We start from the raw sequence: 19,949 nt of genomic DNA on the forward strand, positions 1-19,949 counted from the left end.
ATTCCTATCAAATATCGCCGATTATGAACCTTTTTCCTCGATTCCTATCAAATATCACTCTAATGCTGCGAATCTGGAGGAATCTGGTTTCTCAACGGATCACCTGCTGGCATGGATAGGTGGTGCTGTTTGCCAGCCATCGCCCCACACCTCTCCCGTGGCAGCCGCCCGAACCTAGGCCGACGAAGGTCTTTTTCAGTGATCCCGCAAAACAGTGCCGACCAGTCTTGCCGTGATGTCGACGATGGGGACGACGCGTTCGTATTCCATGCGGGTGGGGCCGATGACTCCGAGGGCTCCCAAGACTTCGCCGTCGCATTCGTAGGGGGCGCTGACGACGCTGCAGCCGCCTAATGCTTCGTAGCCGGATTCCTCGCCGATGAAGATGTGGACCCCTTCGGCTTCCAGGCATTGGTCGAGCACTTCGAGGAGTTCGGTTTTCTCGCGGAAGGCGTCGAAGAGTTGGCGGAGTTTTTCCATGTCGGCCAGTTCGCCGTATCCCATCAGGTTGGTCTGGCCGGAGACGAGGAGGTTCGCTTCCTGGTCGTTGCCGCCGATGAAGCTCTTGTCGGCCATTTCGATCGCGGTCAGCATCATCTCGTTGAGGTCCGCGCGGTGTTCTTCGAGTTCTCGCAGCAGGGATCTGCGCACTTCCATCAGGTCTTTTCCGGCGCAGACATCGTTGAGGTAGTTGCCCACCTGTTGCAGCAAGGCACGAGAGCAGGAGCGGCGAGGACGGATGATCCGGTTTTGGACCTCGGTGCCGTTGACCACGAGCACCACGAGTATCCGTTCGGGAGAAAGAGGCACGAATTCGACATGGCGCAGGATCAGCCGCTCCTGTTTGGGCAGCATCACGATGCCCGCCATGTGCGTCAGATCGGAGATCACGGAGGTGGCGGCGTCCATCAGCGATTCTTTCTCGTCCTTGCGCTGCAGCCTGTGCCGCAAACGCTCGAATTCGGCGCCGTCGATGGGCGCGACCTCGAGCAAGCAATCGACGAAGAAGCGATAGCCCTGCACGGTGGGGATGCGACCGGCGGATGTATGGGGAGCGCATAGCAGGCCGCATTCTTCGAGGTCCGCCATGACATTGCGCACCGTCGCCGGACTTAGAGCCAGCCCCGAATCGCGAGAAAGGGTGCGCGAACCGACCGGCTGCCCGGTGCCGATATAACGCTGCATCAGCACCCGGAAGAGGTGCTCGGCTCGCTCGTTCAGGCCTCGGTCGCGAGCGATTGCGGTGCGGGTAATTTCGGATTCGGGATTCGGGCGGGCCAGCGGCGTGCGCCCGGCGCGATCCATCGCACTTCGAATCCCTTCGGTTTGCGTTTTACGCCCGCTCAAGGTTCGCCTCCTAGCCCGATGGGCACCCTTTGCTTCGAGAAAACACCTTGTGCTTTGTACATCGCGATGCTTTGTAACCCATGGTGCTTTACTTTGATACCTCGTACCTCATACCCTGCAAATCACCCTTGTTCGCTGATAATAGCCTCTCGTTTCGCTTTCGGCTATCGGGAATCGGCCCGATGCTTGCGGATATTATGCCCGGCTCCGTTTGCGCCGATGCGTCGGGACGGCGGGCAGCAAGGTCATCGAGGCGGTTTTTTTCGAATATCGGATCGGATCTTCGAAATCGGGCACGGATTCAAGGTTCCGATATGGATTCGATCGTTTCGTAGTTCAAGCCCCGATGCCATCCGATGGCGCCGAAAAAAGCGCTCGATACAGCCTCGATTTTGGCATCGCCGAGTGAAAAATCCCCCAAAAAACTCCTCGTGGCGACCCTCAAGACGGGCTGCATGGGATATACTGAAAATGCCGTATTCGAATGCTCCATTTTCGCATTCCCCAAGACACTGATGCCACCCTCGTTCGGTCTTGTGAAATCGGGCCGGATGTCGGGCCTGATTGCGATCGGCCCTGATTGAGATCGGATCCGGATCGCAAGGGTTCGCAGCATCGTCTGCGTCGAGGATGCAAGGCCGGAGCCGACCAAGCACAGGCGATCCGCAGGCTTTCATCGGACACGATCCGATGGGCTTCGGTTGCGATTCGATCGGGATTCGATCGGGATCAAAGCGCGATCGAATCGGGCTTCGAAAAGAGCCCGGCGATTTCCTTGGCAAGAAGTGCATAAGAAGAGGCGCCCCGGGACTTCGATACCGCCCCACTCGGGTATCCAATGCCGCTACAACGCACCGATGGCTCGAAAGCGGGCCGTCGATCAAATCGATCAAGAGGACCAGTAACATGAACGGATGGGTGATCTTCTGGGCGCTGATGGCGCTTGGCCTCTTCTCTCTTTGGTACTCCCCGGAATCCAGTTCCAATTGGCAAGACGCATATAAGTGGAGCGATCGAGGGCTGAGCGTAGAGCGGAGCACCATCCGGCCGACATCGATCCATCTCGAAAACGAGGAGGGATAGCGGGTGTCGATATTGGCTCTCTGTGGCTCATGGGGTGCATCGAGCGGATAGGGTCGGACCGTTCGGGCGAGGATATCTTCTACCGGCTCGCTCGGCGATTCAAGGAATAGTGGCGGGTTGCAGCAGCAACGCTATGCGAAACCCCTTCAAAACCATCTCGGGTTTTAGCGCACGGGTTTTAGCGAAGACGCTCCATTCGGGGCGATTTTTTTGAACGACTTGTCTTTTTTCGACTGAACCAGGGGAGATCCTCAGCAATGCCAAGCCATCTCTTCACGAGCGAATCGGTTTCCGAAGGCCATCCGGATAAGATCTGCGATCGTATCTCGGACGAGATCGTCGATATGTACCTCGGTACCGGGGACGAGCGGGTGCGGGTCGGGTGCGAAACCCTGTGCACGACCAATCTGGTGGTGATCGCCGGCGAAGTGCGCCCCGATCCGGATCGGGCGGCGATCGAAGCCAAAGCGCGCGAAGTCATCCGGGATATCGGCTACGAGCAGGAGAGTTTTCACTGGGAAAAAGCCGTCGTCGATGTGCGCTTGCACCACCAATCCACCGATATCGCTCGCGGGGTCGATGCCTCCGAAACCAAGGACGAGGGCGCCGGAGATCAGGGGTTGATGTTCGGCTACGCCTGCTTGGAAACCCCCGCCTATATGCCCGCCCCCATCCACTATTCGCACGGGATATTGAAACGCATGGCCGATGATCGCCGGGCGGGAAAGATTCCCGGCATCCTCCCCGATTCCAAAAGTCAGGTGACCTTGGCCTACGATGAGAACGGCACTCCTTTCAGGGCGCAGTCCATCGTGGTTTCGACCCAGCACGAAGAGTCTTTGACGATGGATGGCGTCGAGGAGATCGTCCAAGGCATCGTCAAGGATGTGATGCCCGATGGCTGGATCGATGACGATACCCGCTTTCATATCAACCCCGCCGGTCCCTTCATCACCGGCGGCCCCGACGGCGATTGCGGTCTTACCGGGCGCAAGATCATCGTCGATACCTACGGGGGATCCGCTCCGCACGGCGGGGGGGCGTTCTCCGGCAAGGATCCCTCCAAGGTGGATCGCTCCGCCGCCTATGCCGCCCGCTATCTTGCGAAGAATATCGTGGCCGCCGGTTTGGCCGAGCGCTGCACCATCCAGCTCGCCTACGCCATCGGGGAATCCGATCTGCTCTCCTTCTATGTCAATACCCATGGCACTTGCCAAGTGGACGAGTCGCGCCTGACGCCAACGCTTCGGGAGATGGTCGATCTCTCGCCGCGCGGCATTCGCCAAAGGCTGGGGCTCTCCCGCCCGATCTATGCCCGCACCGCGGCCTACGGCCATTTCGGGCGCGATCCGGAAGCGGACGGCGGGTTTTCTTGGGAAAAGACGGATCTCGTGCCCGAACTCAAAAGCGCTTTCGCCTGAATCCGCTTTCGGCGGTAGGCCACGGCGGGGCGAAGCGGGCTTGCCGCCGATCCTTGTCATCGGCTTCGAGCGTCAGTGCCGGCATCGGCTTCGAGCGTCAGTGCCGGCATCGGCTTCGAGCGTCAGTGCCGGCATCGGCGTCGATGCCGGCGTCGATGCTGATATCGACATCGATGCCGGCGACAAAGATCGAGTCGCAAGCCGACCCCAATCCAACCACACTCCGATTGACGATCCATCGACGAACCGAACGAGAACCTGAAACGATGAATGGAATGGAAGACTTCAAGGTCAAAGACCTCTCGCTGGCCGAATGGGGGCGAAAGGAGATTGCGATCGCCGAAACGGAGATGCCCGGTCTCATGTCCTTGCGCACCGAGTACGCAGGACAAAAACCCCTCGCCGGGGCCCGCATCGCGGGCTGCCTGCATGCCACCATCCAAACCGCGGTGCTGATCGAAACGCTGACCGAACTCGGCGCCGAGGTGCGCTGGAGTTCGTGCAATATCTTCTCGACCCAAGACCATGCGGCGGCGGCCGTCGCCGCTTCCGGGGTGCCGATCTTCGCTTGGAAGGACGAGTCGGAGGAGGAATTCTGGTGGTGCATCGATCGCACCATCGAGGGTCCTAACGGCTGGCGGCCGAACCTGCTGCTCGATGACGGCGGGGATCTCACGGCGGTGATGCACGAAAAACACCCCGATCTGATGCGCGAGGTACGCGGTCTTTCGGAGGAAACCACCACCGGCGTGCTGCGCCTTTACGAGATGGAAAAGGCCGGTCGCTTGATGACCCCGGCGATCGATGTCAACAACTCGGTGACGAAATCGAAATTCGACAACCTCTATGGCTGCCGCGAGAGTCTGGTGGACGGCATCAAACGCGCCACCGATATCATGCTCGCGGGCAAGGTGGCGGTGGTCTGCGGCTTCGGCGACGTCGGCAAGGGATCGGCCGAGAGTCTGCGCAGCCAAGGGGCGCGGGTGAAGATCACCGAGGTCGATCCGATCTGCGCCCTGCAAGCGGCGATGCAGGGCTACGAAGTGGGGACGATGGAGGAGTTCGCACCGATCGGGGATATCTTCGTCACCGCAACCGGCAATGTCGATGTCATCACCATCGATGACATGCGCCGGATGCGGGATCGGGCGATCGTCTGCAATATCGGCCACTTCGACTCCGAGATCCAGATCAAGGCCCTTCGCAACCACCCTTGGCATCCGGTCAAACCGCAAGTGGACGAGGTGGAATTCCCCGACGGCAAGCGCATCATCGTTTTGGCCGAAGGACGATTGGTCAATCTCGGCTGCGCCACCGGACACCCGAGTTTCGTGATGAGCGCTTCTTTCACCAATCAGGTCTTGGCCCAGATCGAGCTTTGGAATCACTCCGATCGTTATGAGAAGAAGGTCTACCGGCTGCCGAGAAAACTGGACGAGAAGGTCGCCGCCTTGCACTTGGAGAAACTCGGAGTCCGGCTCACTCGGCTAAGCGATGAGCAGGCGAAATATATCGATGTCGATCCCGAAGGGCCTTTCAAGCAAGAGTACTATCGCTATTGATATCGCTCGTATCGGCTCCCCTGCCGCGCGCGGCCCGGACCTTTCGGCTCGATGCGATTCGGGCGGAGAGGTGGATGGGTCGGGATCGAGCCGGGGTCAAGTCGGGGATCAGGGAAATAAAGTATCGCAAGGAGGGGGAGCGATCTAGCCCTCGGCGTATTGACCGTTCATCTCCAGCCATAGGTCGCGGGCGAATCGCTGGCCCTCTTCGAGCTGCGAGGGGGTGAGGTAGCTCGCGATCAGATCCCTAAGTTCGGGGCCGTCGGCAAAGCCCAAAGCCGCGGCCATCCCATACCAAGCGTAGGCAAGGACATAGTTCCGAGCCACGCCATAGCCTCCCCGATAAAGATGTCCTATATAGGCATGGACTTCCGCATTCCCCGATGTGGTGGCGGCGAGAAACCATTCCATCGCCTTGACATGATCCTGCTCGACTTCGCGCCCGTTGAAGTGCATCAGCCCCAAGTTGAATTGCGCATCGGGATCGCCCCGGGCGGCGGCGAGCCGAAACATGCGCAACGCCATGGCATCGTCCTGCGGCACGCCGTCGCCGTCCAAATACATCTGCCCGAGATTCTTCTGCGCGGTGCGAAGCCCCATGTGAGCGGCCTTGCGAAAGAGGAGCACCGCCCGTTCGGGATCGCGCTCCACCCCTTGACCGCGCACATACATCACCCCGAGTCCGTTCGAGCCGCGCGGATCCCCGCTTTCGTGCAGGCTCTCGAAGGTGAGTCGGGCTTGCTCGAAATCCCCGTTTTCGATCGCCTCCAACGCCACCTCGTATCGATCCTCGGTCGCAAGAGCGGGTACGGAGAAAATGCAGATGATGGAAAGAAATAATGCGCACGACCAAACAGCGAGATCGCTTGCCCTTGCCCGCGCTCGCCCAAGAGAGGGGCACAAAGAGGTGGGGAGTAAGGGGGATAAGGAGAGTCTTACCGCAGCCCGCAGCATGGCGTTCAATACCGACGGAGCAGACGACGAGGGAGTATCGGATCGCACATACATTCCCACTACCGAAGGTGATGAACCGTCAATGGGATGTCGATGAATCGTCGATAAAAGCGATGTTCGAAACAGCGAGACTCGAAACCCGCCTCGACTCTTTATCGACACGAGTCTAAGCGGTCTTTCGAAGAAGATTGGTCGGGGCGAGAGGATTTGAACCTCCGACCACCTGAACCCCATTCAGGTGCGCTACCAGGCTGCGCTACGCCCCGATGACAAACAAAGATACCGAAAAAGTCCGTTTCTTGGAAAACCGCTCCGGTCCGAGGGCTTGGCTCCCGCCGGATCGATGGTGCCGAATCGAAAACGGGCGATCCCCCAAGTGCGAATGATAGCCTTGAATCCCTCTTTTCGTAAATAGCCATTTTGAAAAATGGCGTGCATCGGGAACCATCTCGATCCCGCACCGCTCATCGACGCTCGCCCTCTCGTAAAGACCGGGTAAGGATAAGCGATACCGACGCTCGAAGCCCAACCGATCTTCGAAGAATCTATCTGCCGCCAATCACCGGCCGGGATTATCGCAGATTGCAGGCGGCATCGTTCAAGGACCGTCGTAGTGGCGTTCGACCTTGGCGATGCGCAAGACGAAATGCTCGTACCAACGCTCGCGTCCGATCTTCCGGGCGATGCGGTGTCTCGCATGATTGCGCCAAGCGGCGATGGCATCTTCGCTTTCCCAATAGCTCACCGTTACCGCAAAACCGTTCTCGTCGCGCGCACTCTCGATGCCGATATAGCCCGGCATCGTGGCCGCGATCTCGCGCATTTCGCCCACCATCTGCGCATAACCATCCGGTTTGTCGGAGGCCTGATTGGCGAAGATCACCGCATAGTAAGGAGGATCCGGCATTTGCGCGAAACGCGATACGGTGGTCGCAGTGGTGATTGGGGCGGTGGTTGCAGCGCTCATCGCACTATCCGCTGCCGGGTTCCCTGCCCCTTTCGATACCGCGCTCACGGCGGGCTCATCCTCGATGCGGTACTTGGTTTCGTCTTTCATCGTTCGCTCCCATTCTGTCGGATTCGCCGACAGACATGGACCCCTGCACGAAAAACGATGTCGATGCAAACGATGATGGCAATCGTCTTGCCCAACGCCGCATCCTCGATGATGATTGCAACTGCACCACCGAAGATGTAGGCGACGACCGAGAGCATGGCGGATACGCTCACTCCTTGGATGCGCCAGAGGAAGAGCCCGGCGAAGATGTGGATCGTGACGAAGGTAATGTAGATGAGGACGATGGCGATAAAGACAACGAAATCCACGGGATAGACCTCTTCGGATGCGATGACGGCTTACCTGCTCGATGCTCATCGATCGCCGGGCTACCAGTTCACCCGCCGGCGTCTCTCATTCTTTCAGCCGTGATTTGGCTTCGGGGTCTTAGCAAACGCCTTCGCCGATGCGTCTTGGCATGGCGGATGCGAAAAAACCGACCGGCTCGGCAGGTCGCAGTTGTCGGTGATGGCTTGCTTGGTTGTTCGCCCGAATAGCGAGCGAATCGTCAAAAGGGCGTGTCCGCTTGCGAATCATCGTCCGCATCGGCATTCGCATCGGCGTCCATATCGCCGGCTTTCAACTTATCCCTCAACTTATCGCTGGGATGGAAGGTGACCACCCGACGGGCGCTGATCCGATGCTCCTCGCCGGTCTTGGGGTTCCTGCCCGAGCGCTCCTTCTTCCAACGCAGATCGAAATTCCCGAAGCCGGAGATCTTGACCTGTTCTCCGCTTTCCAATCGATCGCCGATCGTATCGAAAAAGAGCCCGACCAAATCCCGGGATTCGGTCTTGCTCAAGCCGATCTCTTCGTAGAGATTTTCCGCCATTCCGGCTTTGGTGAGTTTCATGAGGGCTTTTCCATCATATCGTGCAGGTATATCGTGCAGGTCGTCGCGCTCGGCCACCTCGATCATCGAGGGATTTGTGAAGCGCCGAATACCATGCCGACGAGGATCGTTCGAAAAAGACGAATACGAGCCTTGCTCCAGCGGGGGGCTGCGGGCGATGATCGCTCGCTCTTTCCTCGCCATTCCCCCGCCCTTAGGAATCGCCTCGCAAAATCGCCCCCGGATCTTCGCGCAAAGAAACGAGGGTCTTCTCCAAGTAGGCGTCGACTTCCGCATCGTCGAGGGTGCGGGTCATAGAGCGGAAGGTCAACCTGAGCGATACGCTTTTTCTGCCCGGATCGAGCCCCTTGCCCTGATAGACATCGAAGACCTCCACATCCTCGAGAATTTCGGAATCCGCCAAAGAGCCTCCGATCTCGAGAATGCGGGCATTCAAAGCCGCACACTGCACCGTCTCCGGCACCAGCAGCGAAAGGTCCCGGCGCACGGCGGGGAATCTCGAAAAACCCTCGAACTGCGGCACCGCCTTGTCGAGGATCGCATCCAAACGCAACTCGAAAAGCAGCGCGCCTTTGATTCGAAACTCATCGGCGAGATCCGGATGCAGCGCCCCGACTCGTCCGATGCTCTGCCCTCGGTGCATGATGACAGCGCACCTTGCCGGATGCAGCCCCAAGATTTCGGCTTGTTCGAACTCCACTCTCTTACCCGAAAGGCCGATGATCGCCTCGATATCGTTCTTGATATCATGGAAATCGGCATCGAGGGCCGAAGCCGACCATTGTAGCGGCAGGGTCGAGCCGACGGCGATGCCGCCGATCATCGTGGGCTGCTCCAAGCGAGTCTCGCCTTGCCGGTCGGGGCATTCGAAAAAGACCCGGCCGATCTCGAAAAGCCGTACCCGCGGCTGTTGCCGTTTGCTGTTGCGGGCGGCGGCGTGCACCAGCCCCGGCCACATCGTGGTCCGCATCACCCCCATATCCGAGGCGATGGGATTGGCAAGCGGGATCGGCTGCGCATCCTTCGCGCCCGCAGCCGACAGCACCGAGAAATGCGCTTGTCGTCGGGCGTCCACGAAGCTATAGGTCAATGCCTCGTGATATCCGCGATCGATCAACAAGGTACGAATGCGCCCTTCATCGACCCGATCTTCCGGCACACCGGCGAAGGACAGCTCGATCCGAGGCATGCTCTCGGGGATGGCATCGAAGCCGACACCTCGCGCCACCTCCTCGATCAGGTCGATCTCGGTGCCGATATCCGGCCGGAAAGGCGGCACGCTCACCTGCCAAACACACTGCTCCTCCGAGGCCTCGATCTCCTCTACCGTCATGCCCAACCGGGAAAGGAAATCGACCACATCGGGCGGCGAGACGGCGGTGCCGAGAATTCTGTCGATGCGGGCGCTGCGCAAGCGGATGGATTCGCTGCCGGGCAAGTCATCCGCAGCCGTCGCCTCGCAAAGCGGCCCGGCTTCGCCGCCGGCAATCTCGACCAACAAAGCGCTCGCCCGCTCGATGGCATCGCGCTGCAACTGCGGGGAAACGATGCGCTCGAAGCGATGCGAGGCATCGGTGTGCATCGAACGCCGCCGCGCTTCCAAGGCGATCCCGCGCGGTTCGAACCACGCCCCTTCGAAAAAGACATTGCGGGTGGATTCGCTGACCTTGCTGCCCTCCCCGCCCATGATCCCGGCAAGGGCCACCGCTTGCGAGGCATCGGCGATAACCAAGGACTTCGCATCGAGCAGGTGCCGAGTGCCGTCCAGCAAGACCAACTCCTCCCCTTCCAAGGCCTCTCGCACCCTGATCTCCCTGTCGATACGGTCGAGGTCGAAGGCGTGCAAAGGCTGCCCGAGTTCGAGCATCACATAGTTGGTGATATCGACCACCAGCGAGAGCGGGCGCACCCCACAACGGCGCAATCGCTCGCAAATCCATAGCGGACTGGGAATGCCGGGATCGATATTGCGCACGATGCGCCCGACATAGCGCGGGCAACGCGCCGGAGCCTCCAAGACGATGGGCAGGGTATCGTCGATGGTCGCGGTCAAGGTGGCGGAGACCTCGGCCGGTGGATGCAACTTCGTGCCGCAGGCAAAGGCGACCTCGCGGGCGATCCCGGCGATGCTCAGACAATCGCCGCGATTGGGGGTCAATCCGATCTCGATGACGGCATCGTCCAAGCCCAGCCACTCGGTGAGATCCGCCCCCACCGGAGCATCCCTCCCGAGATCGATGATGCCGTCGGCGTCCTCCCCGATCCCCAACTCGACGGCGGAGCAAAGCATCCCTTGCGATTGCTCGCCCCGGATGCGGCTTGCGCGAATCTTCTTGCCGTCGGGCAAACGGCCCCCGATGCGGGCGAAGGCGGATCGCATCCCCGAGTGCACATTCGGCGCCCCGCAAACCACCTTGGCGCTTTGGCCGCTCCCGTCGATCACCTCGCAAAGATACAGGCGGTCGGCCCCGGGATGGGGTTCGACGGCGACGATTTCGCCGACCACCACCCCTTCGATTCGACCGGCAACGGAGTCGATCGACTCGACTTCGAGACCCGCAGCCGTCAGCCGCTCCCCCAACGCTTGGGTATCAAGCGGGGGATCGACCCACTGCCTCATCCAGCGCTCGCTGAATTTCACGCTTCGATGACCATTTCAGGCGAACTGCCGCAGAAAACGCAGATCGTTTTCGAAGAACATCCGCAGGTCGTCGACCCCGTAGCGCAGCATCGCGAAACGCTCGACCCCGAGCCCGAAAGCGAATCCGGTATAGCGCTCGCTATCGATGCCGCAGTTCTCCAATACCTTGGGATGCACCATTCCCGATCCCAAGACCTCCAGCCAATCGCCGCCGGCGCCGCGCCGAATATCGACCTCCGCCGATGGCTCCGTGAAGGGGAAATAAGAGGGTCGGAAGCGGATATCGAGATCGTCGGCCTCGAAGAAATTCCGCAAAAACTCGTGCAGGATCCCTTTCAGATGCGCAAAACTCACATCCTCGCCCACCATCAGCCCCTCTACCTGATGGAACATCGGGGTATGGGTCTGGTCGGAGTCGCTGCGATAGACGCGGCCGGGGGCGATGATGCGAAGCGGCGGGCTTTGCTTCTCCATCACCCGGATCTGCACCGGGGAGGTATGGGTGCGAAGCAATCGCCCGTCGGGGAAATAAAAAGTGTCTTGCATTGCCCGCGCCGGATGATGCGCCGGGATATTGAGGGCTTCGAAGTTGTAATAATCATCTTCGATTTCGGGGCCTTCGGCGACCTCGAAACCCACCGAACGAAAGAGCGAACATATCCGATCGAGGGTGCGGGTGACCGGATGCAGCCCACCGCTTCGCTGCCCTCGGCCGGGCAAGGTGATATCGACCCCCTCCTCGATCAGCCGCGATTGCAAAGCATCCGCCGATAGCACCGCCTTGCGGGCATCCAAGGACGCTTGTATCGAGCGTTTACCGTCGTTGATGCGCTTGCCCGCTTCCGGCCGCTCCTCGACGGCCAAGGAGCCGAGCGATTTCAGTTGCGCGGTGATTTCCCCTTGCCGTCCGAGAAAGCGCACCCGAACCGCATCGAGCTCGCTCAATGTATCGGCGGCGGCGATCGCTTCGAGCGCGCTCGTCAAAAGGGCATCGAGGGGAGGGCTTTTCATTTCGAAGGTCATCTCGAACGACCTTCCCCTCATCGATCGATATCCGCTTTATCGACCCTGCCCGCCATTGGAACCAAAGGTAGGGTCGTCTCGGACTTTATCGGACTTCGAAGGGATGGCAATTCGTCGAAAAGACGACGATGCGAGGATGAATCTAAAGGCTCGCCCGGGCCTGCTCGGCCAAGCGAGAAAATGCCTGCTCGTCTCTCACGGCAAGATCGGCAAGGATCTTGCGGTCGACGGCGATACCGGCTTTGCCGAAACCGTTCATCAGCTGGCTATAAGAAAGGCCGTTGCGTCGAGCGGCGGCATTGATACGCACGATCCATAAAGAGCGAAACTGCCGCTTGCGCTGACGACGATCCCGATAGGCCATCTGCCCGGCGCGGATCACCGCCTGCTTCGCAACCTTGAATGTGCTTTTGCGCCGTCCGCGATATCCCTTGGCCTGAGCGAGTATCTTCTTGTGGCGAGCGTGCGCGGTCACGCCTCGTTTGACGCGGGGCATATTGCCTTATCTCCTGGTGAAAACCGAAATCGCGGCTCGAATCGACGAGGTGATGCGAGAAAACGAGGCTCGTCAGAACCCGCATCATCGAAAAAATATCGAAAGCAGTCGATCCGTGGAGCGATCGCCTTGGGGCGCTTTGGGTCAGGGCACCCTAGGCGCCGACGAGCATTCTGCGCACCGATGGCGCATCGGCGGCGGAAACCGCCTCGGGGAAGCGCAGATGTCTTTTGCGCTTCGTGCTTTTCTTGGTCAGGATATGGCGACGATGGGACTGGATGCGTTTCAACCGCCCCGTGCCCGTCTGTTTGAAGCGTTTGGACGCCGCCTGCTTGGTTTTCATCTTCGGCATGATGAACGATTCCTTATCGACCGTCCGCTTTCAATGCGGAACTTTCCTGATGTGCCTGAACTTGGGGTACCCAAGCCTAAGGTGCCCGATACAAGCGCGCGCTTCAAGTCGGTGTGCTTGGAGGTCTTGACTGCGTGCCGGAGCCACCACCCGATGCATCTCGAAAGGCCGTTATGAGGAAAGACCTGTTCTCGAAGGAATATCCCTCGACGATAAGCAAGGTCTTCTCGACAAGATCCTTTCGTTCGCTTGGGAAGGAAGATGTCGGATCATCGACGCGGAGACAGCACCATCGACATCCGCCTTCCTTCCATCTTCGGGAATTGCTCGACCTTCGCAAGATCATCGAGGTCGCCTTCCACCCGTTTCAGTATCTTGGAACCCAAGTCTTGGTGACGAATCTCGCGCCCTCTGAACCACAAGGTCACCTTCACCTTGTCTCCGTTGGCCAAAAAACGCTTGAGGTTGCGGAGTTTGGTCTGGTAATCCGCTTCCTCCGTCCCCGGACGAAACTTGACTTCCTTGATTTGCGCCTGAGCCTGCTTCTTCTTGGCCGCAGTTCGCCGCTTGTTTTGCTGGAAGAGGAACTTCCCGAAGTTCATCAACCGACAAACCGGCGGCTCGGCATGAGGCGCGATCTCGACGAGGTCAAGCCCATCTTCTTCGGCGAGTTTCAACCCCTCGGCGCGAGAGACGATTCCTCGTTGATCCCCCGCATCCCCGATCAGCCGAATGGTTTCGGCCTCGATCTCGGCGTTGACCCGATTCCTTTTTTCCGCTGCGATCTCGGACTTCTCCTAAATACCGATGAATACCCTTCAAAGGCGATGAAATGGAACGGGCTTTGCAAGCCCTCCGAACGCCTTCCCCCCGAACGCTCTCACTCTTGATCGATGCCAAGTCCGCCTTCTTATGAAGGCAACTCGGGCACGATGGCCGGTAATGATACACCGAAGCAAAGCCGCCCCGCCTTTGAAAGATCGAGGTTCGGCCGCAGGCTTCGGTGTCTTCTCGATACTCTTTCCGACCCTCTCGACGGAATATCCGATATGGGATTCAACGGCGATGGCCGCCGGCAAATTCCACATCCACACGAAAAAGCCGCGATGGGAAAAAGATCGTATCGCCTTCCGCCGCCGATCAAAAAATGGTAGGCGCGAGTGGGATTGAACCACCGACCCCCACGATGTCAACGTGGTGCTCTACCACTGAGCTACGCGCCTTCATTCAAAACAATCCTGCGAATGATAACGACTTATTCGCTTCATCGCAATATTTCATGAGCGAAAAATGCCGAAAAATCACAAAAAACAACCGAGCGTTCAATCGAATGGCCAATCAAGCGACGATTCCACGATGATCGGGAGTCGAATCCGAATCGCAAAATACCCCGCGCGGGCAAGGCGGGCGTCCATCGAAAAATCCCGGCATGGCAACAATGCCGAGGCGCTCAATGCCCTCCGGCGGCGGTGGCGAGTCCGTGATCCCGCATCGCCTGCAGTTCGTCCCGCATCTTGGCCGCCTCCTCGAATTCGAGGTTGGCGGCATGCTTGTACATCTGCTGCTCCATCTTGCGCAACCGGGTTGCAAGGGCTTTCGGAGACAAGGCGGCGTAGTTCGATAGCGATTCCGCCACTTTGTCGTATCCCCGTTTCAAGCCGCTGCCACCTCGGCCGGGGACGGATGCCACCTCCAAGATATCGCTGACTCCCTTGCTGATCCCGCGGGGAACGATCCCGTGCGCTTGGTTGAACTCGATCTGTCGTTTGCGCCGACGATTGGTCTCGTCGATGGCTCTTTGCATCGAGCCGGTGACGGAATCCGCATAGAGAATGGCACTGCCGTTGATATTGCGCGCCGCCCGGCCGATGGTCTGGATCAGGGATCGATCCGAGCGCAAGAAACCCTCTTTATCGGCATCGAGCACCGCCACCAGCGAGACCTCGGGCATGTCCAAGCCTTCGCGCAGGAGATTGATGCCGACCAATACATCGAATTCGCCCAAGCGCAGATCGCGGATGATCTCGACGCGCTCGACGGTATCGATATCCGAATGCAGATAGCGCACGCGAACGCCGTGCTCGGAGAGGTAGTCGGTCAGATCCTCGGCCATCCTTTTGGTCAAGGTGGTGACCAGCACCCGCTCCTTGGCGTCGGTGCGAAGGCGGATTTCGGAAAGGAGATCGTCGACCTGAGAGGAGGCGGGGCGAATGTCGACTTGAGGGTCGACCAAGCCGGTCGGACGCACCACCTGCTCGACGATCTCCTGCGCGTGCTCTCGCTCGTAGGTGCCCGGGGTGGCGGAGACGAAGATCGTCTGGGGGGCGAGGCGCTCGAATTCCTCGAAGCGCAAGGGGCGGTTATCGAGCGCCGAAGGCAAACGGAAGCCGTATTCGACCAAGGTTTCCTTGCGGGAGCGATCGCCGCGATACATCGCCCCCAGCTGGGGCACGGTGACATGGCTTTCGTCGATGAACAGGAGGGATTCGGGGGGCAGGTAATCGAAAAGGGTCGGCGGCGGTTCGCCCGGCTCTCTCCCCGATAGATAGCGCGAGTAGTTCTCGATCCCCTTGCAATGGCCGATCTCGCTCATCATCTCGATATCGAAACGCGTTCTTTGCTCCAAACGCTGGGCCTCGACCAAGCGATTCCCTCGGCGAAGAACATCCAGATGGCCCGCCAGTTCCTCCTCGATCCGCTCGACGGCATCGACCACCCGATCCCTTGAAGTGACGTAATGGCTCTTCGGGTAGATCGTCAGACGCGGCACCCGCAACAGAACCTCGCCGGTGAGGGGATCGAACTGACTGAGTTGCTCGATCTCGTCATCGAAGAGTTCGATCCGCACCGCATCGCGCTCGGATTCCGCAGGGTAGATATCGATCACCTCGCCCCGCACCCGATAGGTGCCGCGATGGAGGTCGGTTTCGTTGCGGGTGTACTGCATCTCCGCCAAGCGCCTGAGGATGAATCGCTGATCGATGCGCTCCCCCCGCACCAGATGCAGCACCATCGAGTGGTAGGAGACGGGATCCCCGAGACCGTAGATCGCCGAGACCGTGGCCACGATCACGCAGTCCTTGTATTCGAGCAGCGCCTTGGTCGCGGACAGGCGCATCTGCTCGATATGATCGTTGATGGAGGAATCCTTCTCGATATAGGTATCGGTCGAGGGGACATAAGCCTCCGGCTGGTAATAGTCGTAATAGGAAACGAAATATTCGACCGAGTTATTCGGGAAGAACTCCCGCATCTCGGCGTAGAGCTGGGCGGCGAGGGTCTTGTTCGGCGCCAGGATCATCGCCGGGCGCTCGGCTTGCTCGATGACCTTGGCCACCGTGAAGGTCTTTCCCGATCCGGTCACTCCCAGCAGGGTTTGATGGGAAAGACCGTCGGATATGCCCTCGAAAAGCCGTCTGATCGCCAGCGGCTGATCGCCGGCGGCTTTGAAATCGGAAATCACTTGCAAGGGGCGCGCTTTCATGGTCGGTATTCGAGGAAGATTTGCCGGAAGGTGGGGTTATCGGGAAAAGATTTGCCGGAAATTTGCCGGAAAGAAAATGGAAAAGAATGGAAAAAAGAATGGATGATTTGCAGATCAAGATTGTCCGAAGCGATCGATGATCGGCGGATCGTACAAGGATTCGGTCTTGGATCCGAAATATTTCGCCGAAAAAACGACGACGCCCTATTGATTCCCAAGGCTCGAACGCGTATGATCCCCCACATTCGAGTTTTTTCAAATCCCCGGTAGCTCAGTCGGTAGAGCGGGTGACTGTTAATCACTAGGTCGGCGGTTCGAGCCCGTCCCGGGGAGCCAAACCCTCAATCGAAGCGGCGAATCCGAAGCGAGCCCTTAGAAAAGGCAGCCGCTTCGGGGTCTTCGCCGGTCTTCGATCCTTTGGATGTCGCTGAAAGCCGCGCAAGGATCGTCAGGCCTTCGAAGCGGCATCATCCCCCGAAACAGCCTTATTTTCTTTGCCGATTGTGGGCCGGATCGGGACGAGTTGCGTTTCGCGAACGAATTCGTCTTGTGAAATTGTATTCGCAAATCCGCGCAGGCTCCGAGCGAGCGGCTGCGGTCGATGCAATCGCATTTTGAATTTCCTTGGCGAATTTCCCCCGGTGGCTCGCCTCATCGACTCCACCCTTAGCACATCCTCCGCCGATTCCGTTGAAGATATCTTGGATCCGACCGGCTCCGATCGACTGCAATCCGCCATTCGACCTCGAAATCCGAGGAGATGGCATCACCGATGATCCCGTAAATAGTTGACGCTTGCCGGTGGAAAGTGCAAAATTGAGCCCGCTTCGATCTTGGGCGGGTATCCGGCGGCAACGATTGCCGATCCGGGTGTCGCCGAGACCGAGCGGATACTCATCCAAACAAACCCGATCGATCTCGTAGCGCCCGCCTTCGGGTACCTCGTACTGACGAGGACGATGATCCTTCGTACCAACAGGGGAAGACGGCCCATGAAAACTCTCCATGCGATTTTCGCCGAGAGATCTTTGACGCTCCGAAAAATGATCGGGTTCTTGTGGATGTCCGCAAGCGGACTCCTTTTATTGTCTTATGCCGGGGTTGCGTACTCGCAAAGCCCTGGGTTCACGTTCTCGAATAGCAGCCTGACGTTTTATGAAGATGCCAATTTGACTAAAACTTTCACAGTGAGGTTGGCAACCGTGCCGAGTGCCGATGTGACGGTGACTTTGACTCAGCCATCAAATACCGATGTGACAATTGATACCGACTCCGGCACAACCGGCAATCAGGCCACATTGACATTCACGACCACCAACTCGGCAACGGCTCAAACGGTAACCGTCACTGCTCAGAAGGACAGTGACGGGATTGACGACATGGCGACGATTGAACTGTCTGCCTCGGGCGGAGACTACACCGGCGTCACCGGCAGCGTAGCGGTCACCGTCAAAGACGCCGACCACGGAATAGTCGTTTCCAACTCTTCACTGAGTGTCACTGAAAACGGCGAGGCTTCCTTCACTGTCAGACTGAACCGACTGCCGGCTTCAAATGTGTCAATCAGATTGACCGAAGCCCCCTCCAATTCGGATTCGGATATTGAATTTTCCCCTCGTGCTTTGACTTTCAGCTCCGCCAACTGGAATATCGAGCAGACGGTGACCGTCACCGCCACCGATGACGATGGCGATGGCGGGGAGAATGATAATGCGACATTGCAGTTGAGAGGTACCGACAACGCTACTCAATACCAAGCCGATGTAAGGATTACGATAGACGATGATGACGACACCCCCGCCTTCATTCTTTCGAGGAATGCTCTGACGATTCTTGAAGGTGATAGTGCGGGAGCCAGCTTCAATGTGGCGTTGGCAACCGCGCCTAGCAGCGACGTGACGGTCACCTTGGCACCAGGCGGAACCAATTCCAGCAACCTTACCCTCTCCGCTACCTCACAGACCTTCACGACTAGCAATTGGAGCACAGCACAACCGATAACCGTAACCGTTAACGGTGACTTAAGTAGCAATGGATCGGCAACGGTCGGTCTAACGGCTTCGGGTGGAGGCTACGCTAGCGCCACCGGCAGCGTGACGGTATCGTTGATCAATGATGACGTCGACGGATTGATGATGACTCCGGTAAGCCTATCGGTCGATGAGGGGGGCAGTGGTACCCTCATGGTACGGCTGGCAAAAGCCCCGACCGTTAGCGTGACGGTGACTTTGGCTCAGCCTTCAAATACCGATGTCAAAGTCGATACCGATCTCAATGCAGCCGGCAATCAAAACACGCTGACTTTCACAGCCAACGATTTTGCTAGTCCCCAAGCGGTAACCGTCTCCGCCGCAGAGGATGATGATGCTGCCCAAGGTACGGCGACGATTGATCTAACTGCTGTGGGTGGCACTTACGCTAGTGCTACCGGCAGTGTGACGGTAACAGTGAACGATAACGATACCGCGGAGTTGACGATCTCAAGTAAGAATCTGTCGTTAGCCGAGGACGACACTGCCACCTTCACAGTACGGTTGGCGAGCGAGCCGAGTGCTTCCGTAACGGTGAATTTGGCGCAAAGCGTAACCGCTAACACCGACGTGACTTTCAACCCTTCCACCTTGACCTTCACGGCCAGCGACTGGGAAACGACCCAAACGGTAACCGTCACCGCCGCCGAGGATGATACGGATAGAGTCCCAGATACAGCAACGATCTCCCTGACGGCAGCGGGTGGCGACTATGCCAGCGTCACCGGCAGCGTGTCGGTATCGGTCGCCGATGATGATATCACGATAGTCACTACTCCAGTCACTACTCCTTCTTCTCCGCTAACTGCGAGAGAAGGAGGCACGGGCACTAATCTAGGTGTCGCACTCTCGCACCAACCGAGCCATAACATCTATATCCGCAGCGACATCACCGAAGGATCTTCAAGTGATGTGACGAGGGTCCCCGGCGATGAATTCCTCGTTTTCACACCCGATAACTGGAATGTCAACCAAAATATAGGGATAACCGTGGCCGAAGACCCCGATGCGGTCGATGAGGGGCCATCGAGCATCGAACTCATGGCTTCGGGTTTTGGCTATGACATTACGAATTTAACGGTAGACATCGACGCCCGCGATGACGATCCTCCAGATCTGACCCTTTCGCCGGGGAGCCTGACGATCAACGAAGGCGAGACCGCCACCTTCGAGATCGAATTGGCGAGGACCACCCCCTTGGGCAGTGGCGAAGAACTTGAGATTTTCGTCCTTCATCCTCTTGGTATCTCTGTTGATACCGATGAAAGAACCTCCGGTAACCAAAACAAACTGATATTCACCTCATCGAATTGGAACCAACCCCAAACCATCGAGGTCTCCGCAAGCAGCGACGAAGACGAAGACGATGAGACTGCGACCATCAGTTTCAGATTCGCCGGCACCGCCAACTACGAAGGCACCAGCAAGACGACGATGAGTGTGGCGATAACGGATAGCGGCACGCAGTCCGTGATCCTCTCCGACACGACATTGCAAGTCGTCGAGGGCGGGGAAAGCAAAGAGATCACCGTCCGATTGACAAGCCCGCCGAGCAATAACGTGACGGTGACCTTGGCGCAACCATCGATCGCCGATATACGGGTCGATACCAACCCCGGCAGAGCCGGCAACCAGAACACCCTGAC

General features: G+C 58.5%; 18 protein-coding genes and 3 tRNA genes. 6 read left to right on the forward strand and 15 right to left on the reverse strand.

What is annotated here, in order from left to right:
- Positions 1 to 195: 195 nt before the first annotated feature.
- Positions 196 to 1,347 carry a heat-inducible transcriptional repressor HrcA gene (gene hrcA / locus BF99_RS0114435; RefSeq protein ID WP_231471396.1) on the reverse strand — a complete coding sequence of 384 codons (1,152 nt, stop codon included), beginning with the start codon at positions 1,345 to 1,347 and terminating at the stop codon, positions 196 to 198.
- A 356-nt stretch (positions 1,348 to 1,703) separates the two neighbouring features.
- On the opposite strand from hrcA, the gene BF99_RS23045 reads away from it, so the two are divergent.
- The 4 genes from BF99_RS23045 (at position 1,704) to ahcY (ending at position 5,413) form a co-directional block, all read left to right on the forward strand.
- Positions 1,704 to 1,931 (forward strand): hypothetical protein, encoded by a 228-nt coding sequence (locus tag BF99_RS23045; RefSeq protein WP_156013337.1) that lies wholly within the window; start codon positions 1,704 to 1,706, stop codon positions 1,929 to 1,931.
- A gap of 322 nt (positions 1,932 to 2,253) precedes the next feature.
- Positions 2,254 to 2,430, forward strand: a complete 177-nt coding sequence (locus BF99_RS23050) for a hypothetical protein (RefSeq protein ID WP_156013339.1) — start codon at positions 2,254 to 2,256, stop codon at positions 2,428 to 2,430.
- Between the two features lie 257 nt (positions 2,431 to 2,687).
- A complete protein-coding gene (gene metK, locus BF99_RS0114470) occupies positions 2,688 to 3,851 on the forward strand; it encodes a methionine adenosyltransferase (protein WP_025771502.1) in 1,164 nt (387 codons plus the stop codon).
- Positions 3,852 to 4,117: 266 nt separating this feature from the next.
- The gene (gene ahcY / locus BF99_RS0114485) at positions 4,118 to 5,413 is read left to right on the forward strand and encodes an adenosylhomocysteinase (RefSeq protein WP_025771503.1); all 1,296 of its coding nucleotides are present in this window, start codon (positions 4,118 to 4,120) and stop codon (positions 5,411 to 5,413) included.
- A 144-nt stretch (positions 5,414 to 5,557) separates the two neighbouring features.
- Here ahcY and BF99_RS23470 read toward each other — a convergent pair whose 3' ends face one another.
- From BF99_RS23470 to uvrB, 13 genes are all read right to left on the reverse strand, one after another.
- Positions 5,558 to 6,190 carry a tetratricopeptide repeat protein gene (locus BF99_RS23470; protein WP_197019171.1) on the reverse strand — a complete coding sequence of 211 codons (633 nt, stop codon included), beginning with the start codon at positions 6,188 to 6,190 and terminating at the stop codon, positions 5,558 to 5,560.
- Between the two features lie 366 nt (positions 6,191 to 6,556).
- Positions 6,557 to 6,633, reverse strand: a tRNA-Pro gene (locus BF99_RS0114500).
- Positions 6,611 to 6,805, reverse strand: a complete 195-nt coding sequence (locus BF99_RS23805) for a hypothetical protein (protein ID WP_231471397.1) — start codon at positions 6,803 to 6,805, stop codon at positions 6,611 to 6,613. The genes BF99_RS0114500 and BF99_RS23805 overlap by 23 nt, the downstream gene beginning before the upstream one ends.
- Before the next feature lie 160 nt (positions 6,806 to 6,965).
- Entirely contained in the window at positions 6,966 to 7,424 is a 459-nt protein-coding gene (locus BF99_RS0114510; protein ID WP_197019172.1) for an antibiotic biosynthesis monooxygenase family protein, read from the reverse strand.
- Positions 7,421 to 7,693: a hypothetical protein gene (locus BF99_RS0114515; protein ID WP_025771508.1), complete on the reverse strand. Its 273-nt coding sequence runs from the start codon at positions 7,691 to 7,693 to the stop codon at positions 7,421 to 7,423. Before BF99_RS0114515 ends, BF99_RS0114510 begins: the two co-directional genes overlap by 4 nt.
- Before the next feature lie 239 nt (positions 7,694 to 7,932).
- Positions 7,933 to 8,277 (reverse strand): integration host factor subunit alpha, encoded by a 345-nt coding sequence (locus tag BF99_RS0114520; protein ID WP_025771509.1) that lies wholly within the window; start codon positions 8,275 to 8,277, stop codon positions 7,933 to 7,935.
- Between the two features lie 193 nt (positions 8,278 to 8,470).
- Positions 8,471 to 10,918, reverse strand: a complete 2,448-nt coding sequence (pheT, locus tag BF99_RS0114525) for a phenylalanine--tRNA ligase subunit beta (protein ID WP_025771510.1) — start codon at positions 10,916 to 10,918, stop codon at positions 8,471 to 8,473.
- A 15-nt stretch (positions 10,919 to 10,933) separates the two neighbouring features.
- Complete coding sequence (pheS, locus tag BF99_RS0114530; RefSeq protein WP_038098540.1) at positions 10,934 to 11,929, reverse strand: phenylalanine--tRNA ligase subunit alpha; 996 nt, start codon at positions 11,927 to 11,929, stop codon at positions 10,934 to 10,936.
- Positions 11,930 to 12,083: 154 nt separating this feature from the next.
- The gene (rplT, locus tag BF99_RS0114535; RefSeq protein ID WP_025771512.1) at positions 12,084 to 12,437 is read right to left on the reverse strand and encodes a 50S ribosomal protein L20; all 354 of its coding nucleotides are present in this window, start codon (positions 12,435 to 12,437) and stop codon (positions 12,084 to 12,086) included.
- 154 nt (positions 12,438 to 12,591) lie between these two features.
- Positions 12,592 to 12,789 carry a 50S ribosomal protein L35 gene (gene rpmI / locus BF99_RS0114540; RefSeq protein WP_025771513.1) on the reverse strand — a complete coding sequence of 66 codons (198 nt, stop codon included), beginning with the start codon at positions 12,787 to 12,789 and terminating at the stop codon, positions 12,592 to 12,594.
- 269 nt (positions 12,790 to 13,058) lie between these two features.
- Positions 13,059 to 13,574 (reverse strand): translation initiation factor IF-3, encoded by a 516-nt coding sequence (gene infC / locus BF99_RS0114545; RefSeq protein ID WP_081759291.1) that lies wholly within the window; start codon positions 13,572 to 13,574, stop codon positions 13,059 to 13,061.
- 363 nt (positions 13,575 to 13,937) lie between these two features.
- Positions 13,938 to 14,012 (reverse strand) — tRNA-Val (locus BF99_RS0114560).
- A gap of 227 nt (positions 14,013 to 14,239) precedes the next feature.
- Complete coding sequence (gene uvrB, locus BF99_RS21085; protein WP_038098530.1) at positions 14,240 to 16,273, reverse strand: excinuclease ABC subunit UvrB; 2,034 nt, start codon at positions 16,271 to 16,273, stop codon at positions 14,240 to 14,242.
- Between the two features lie 260 nt (positions 16,274 to 16,533).
- Here uvrB and BF99_RS0114580 point away from each other — a divergent pair.
- Positions 16,534 to 16,609, forward strand: a tRNA-Asn gene (locus BF99_RS0114580).
- Positions 16,610 to 17,687: 1,078 nt separating this feature from the next.
- Here the strand turns inward: BF99_RS0114580 and BF99_RS23810 are convergent.
- Positions 17,688 to 17,915 (reverse strand): hypothetical protein, encoded by a 228-nt coding sequence (locus tag BF99_RS23810; protein WP_231471399.1) that lies wholly within the window; start codon positions 17,913 to 17,915, stop codon positions 17,688 to 17,690.
- Here BF99_RS23810 and BF99_RS0114590 point away from each other — a divergent pair.
- The coding region (locus tag BF99_RS0114590; RefSeq protein ID WP_231471401.1) for a Calx-beta domain-containing protein at positions 17,896 to 19,949 on the forward strand (2,054 nt) is incomplete at its 3' end. The genes BF99_RS23810 and BF99_RS0114590 overlap by 20 nt on opposite strands.

The sequence above is a fragment of the Thioalkalivibrio sp. HK1 genome, from assembly GCA_000583135.1.
Lineage (GTDB): Bacteria > Pseudomonadota > Gammaproteobacteria > HK1 > HK1 > HK1.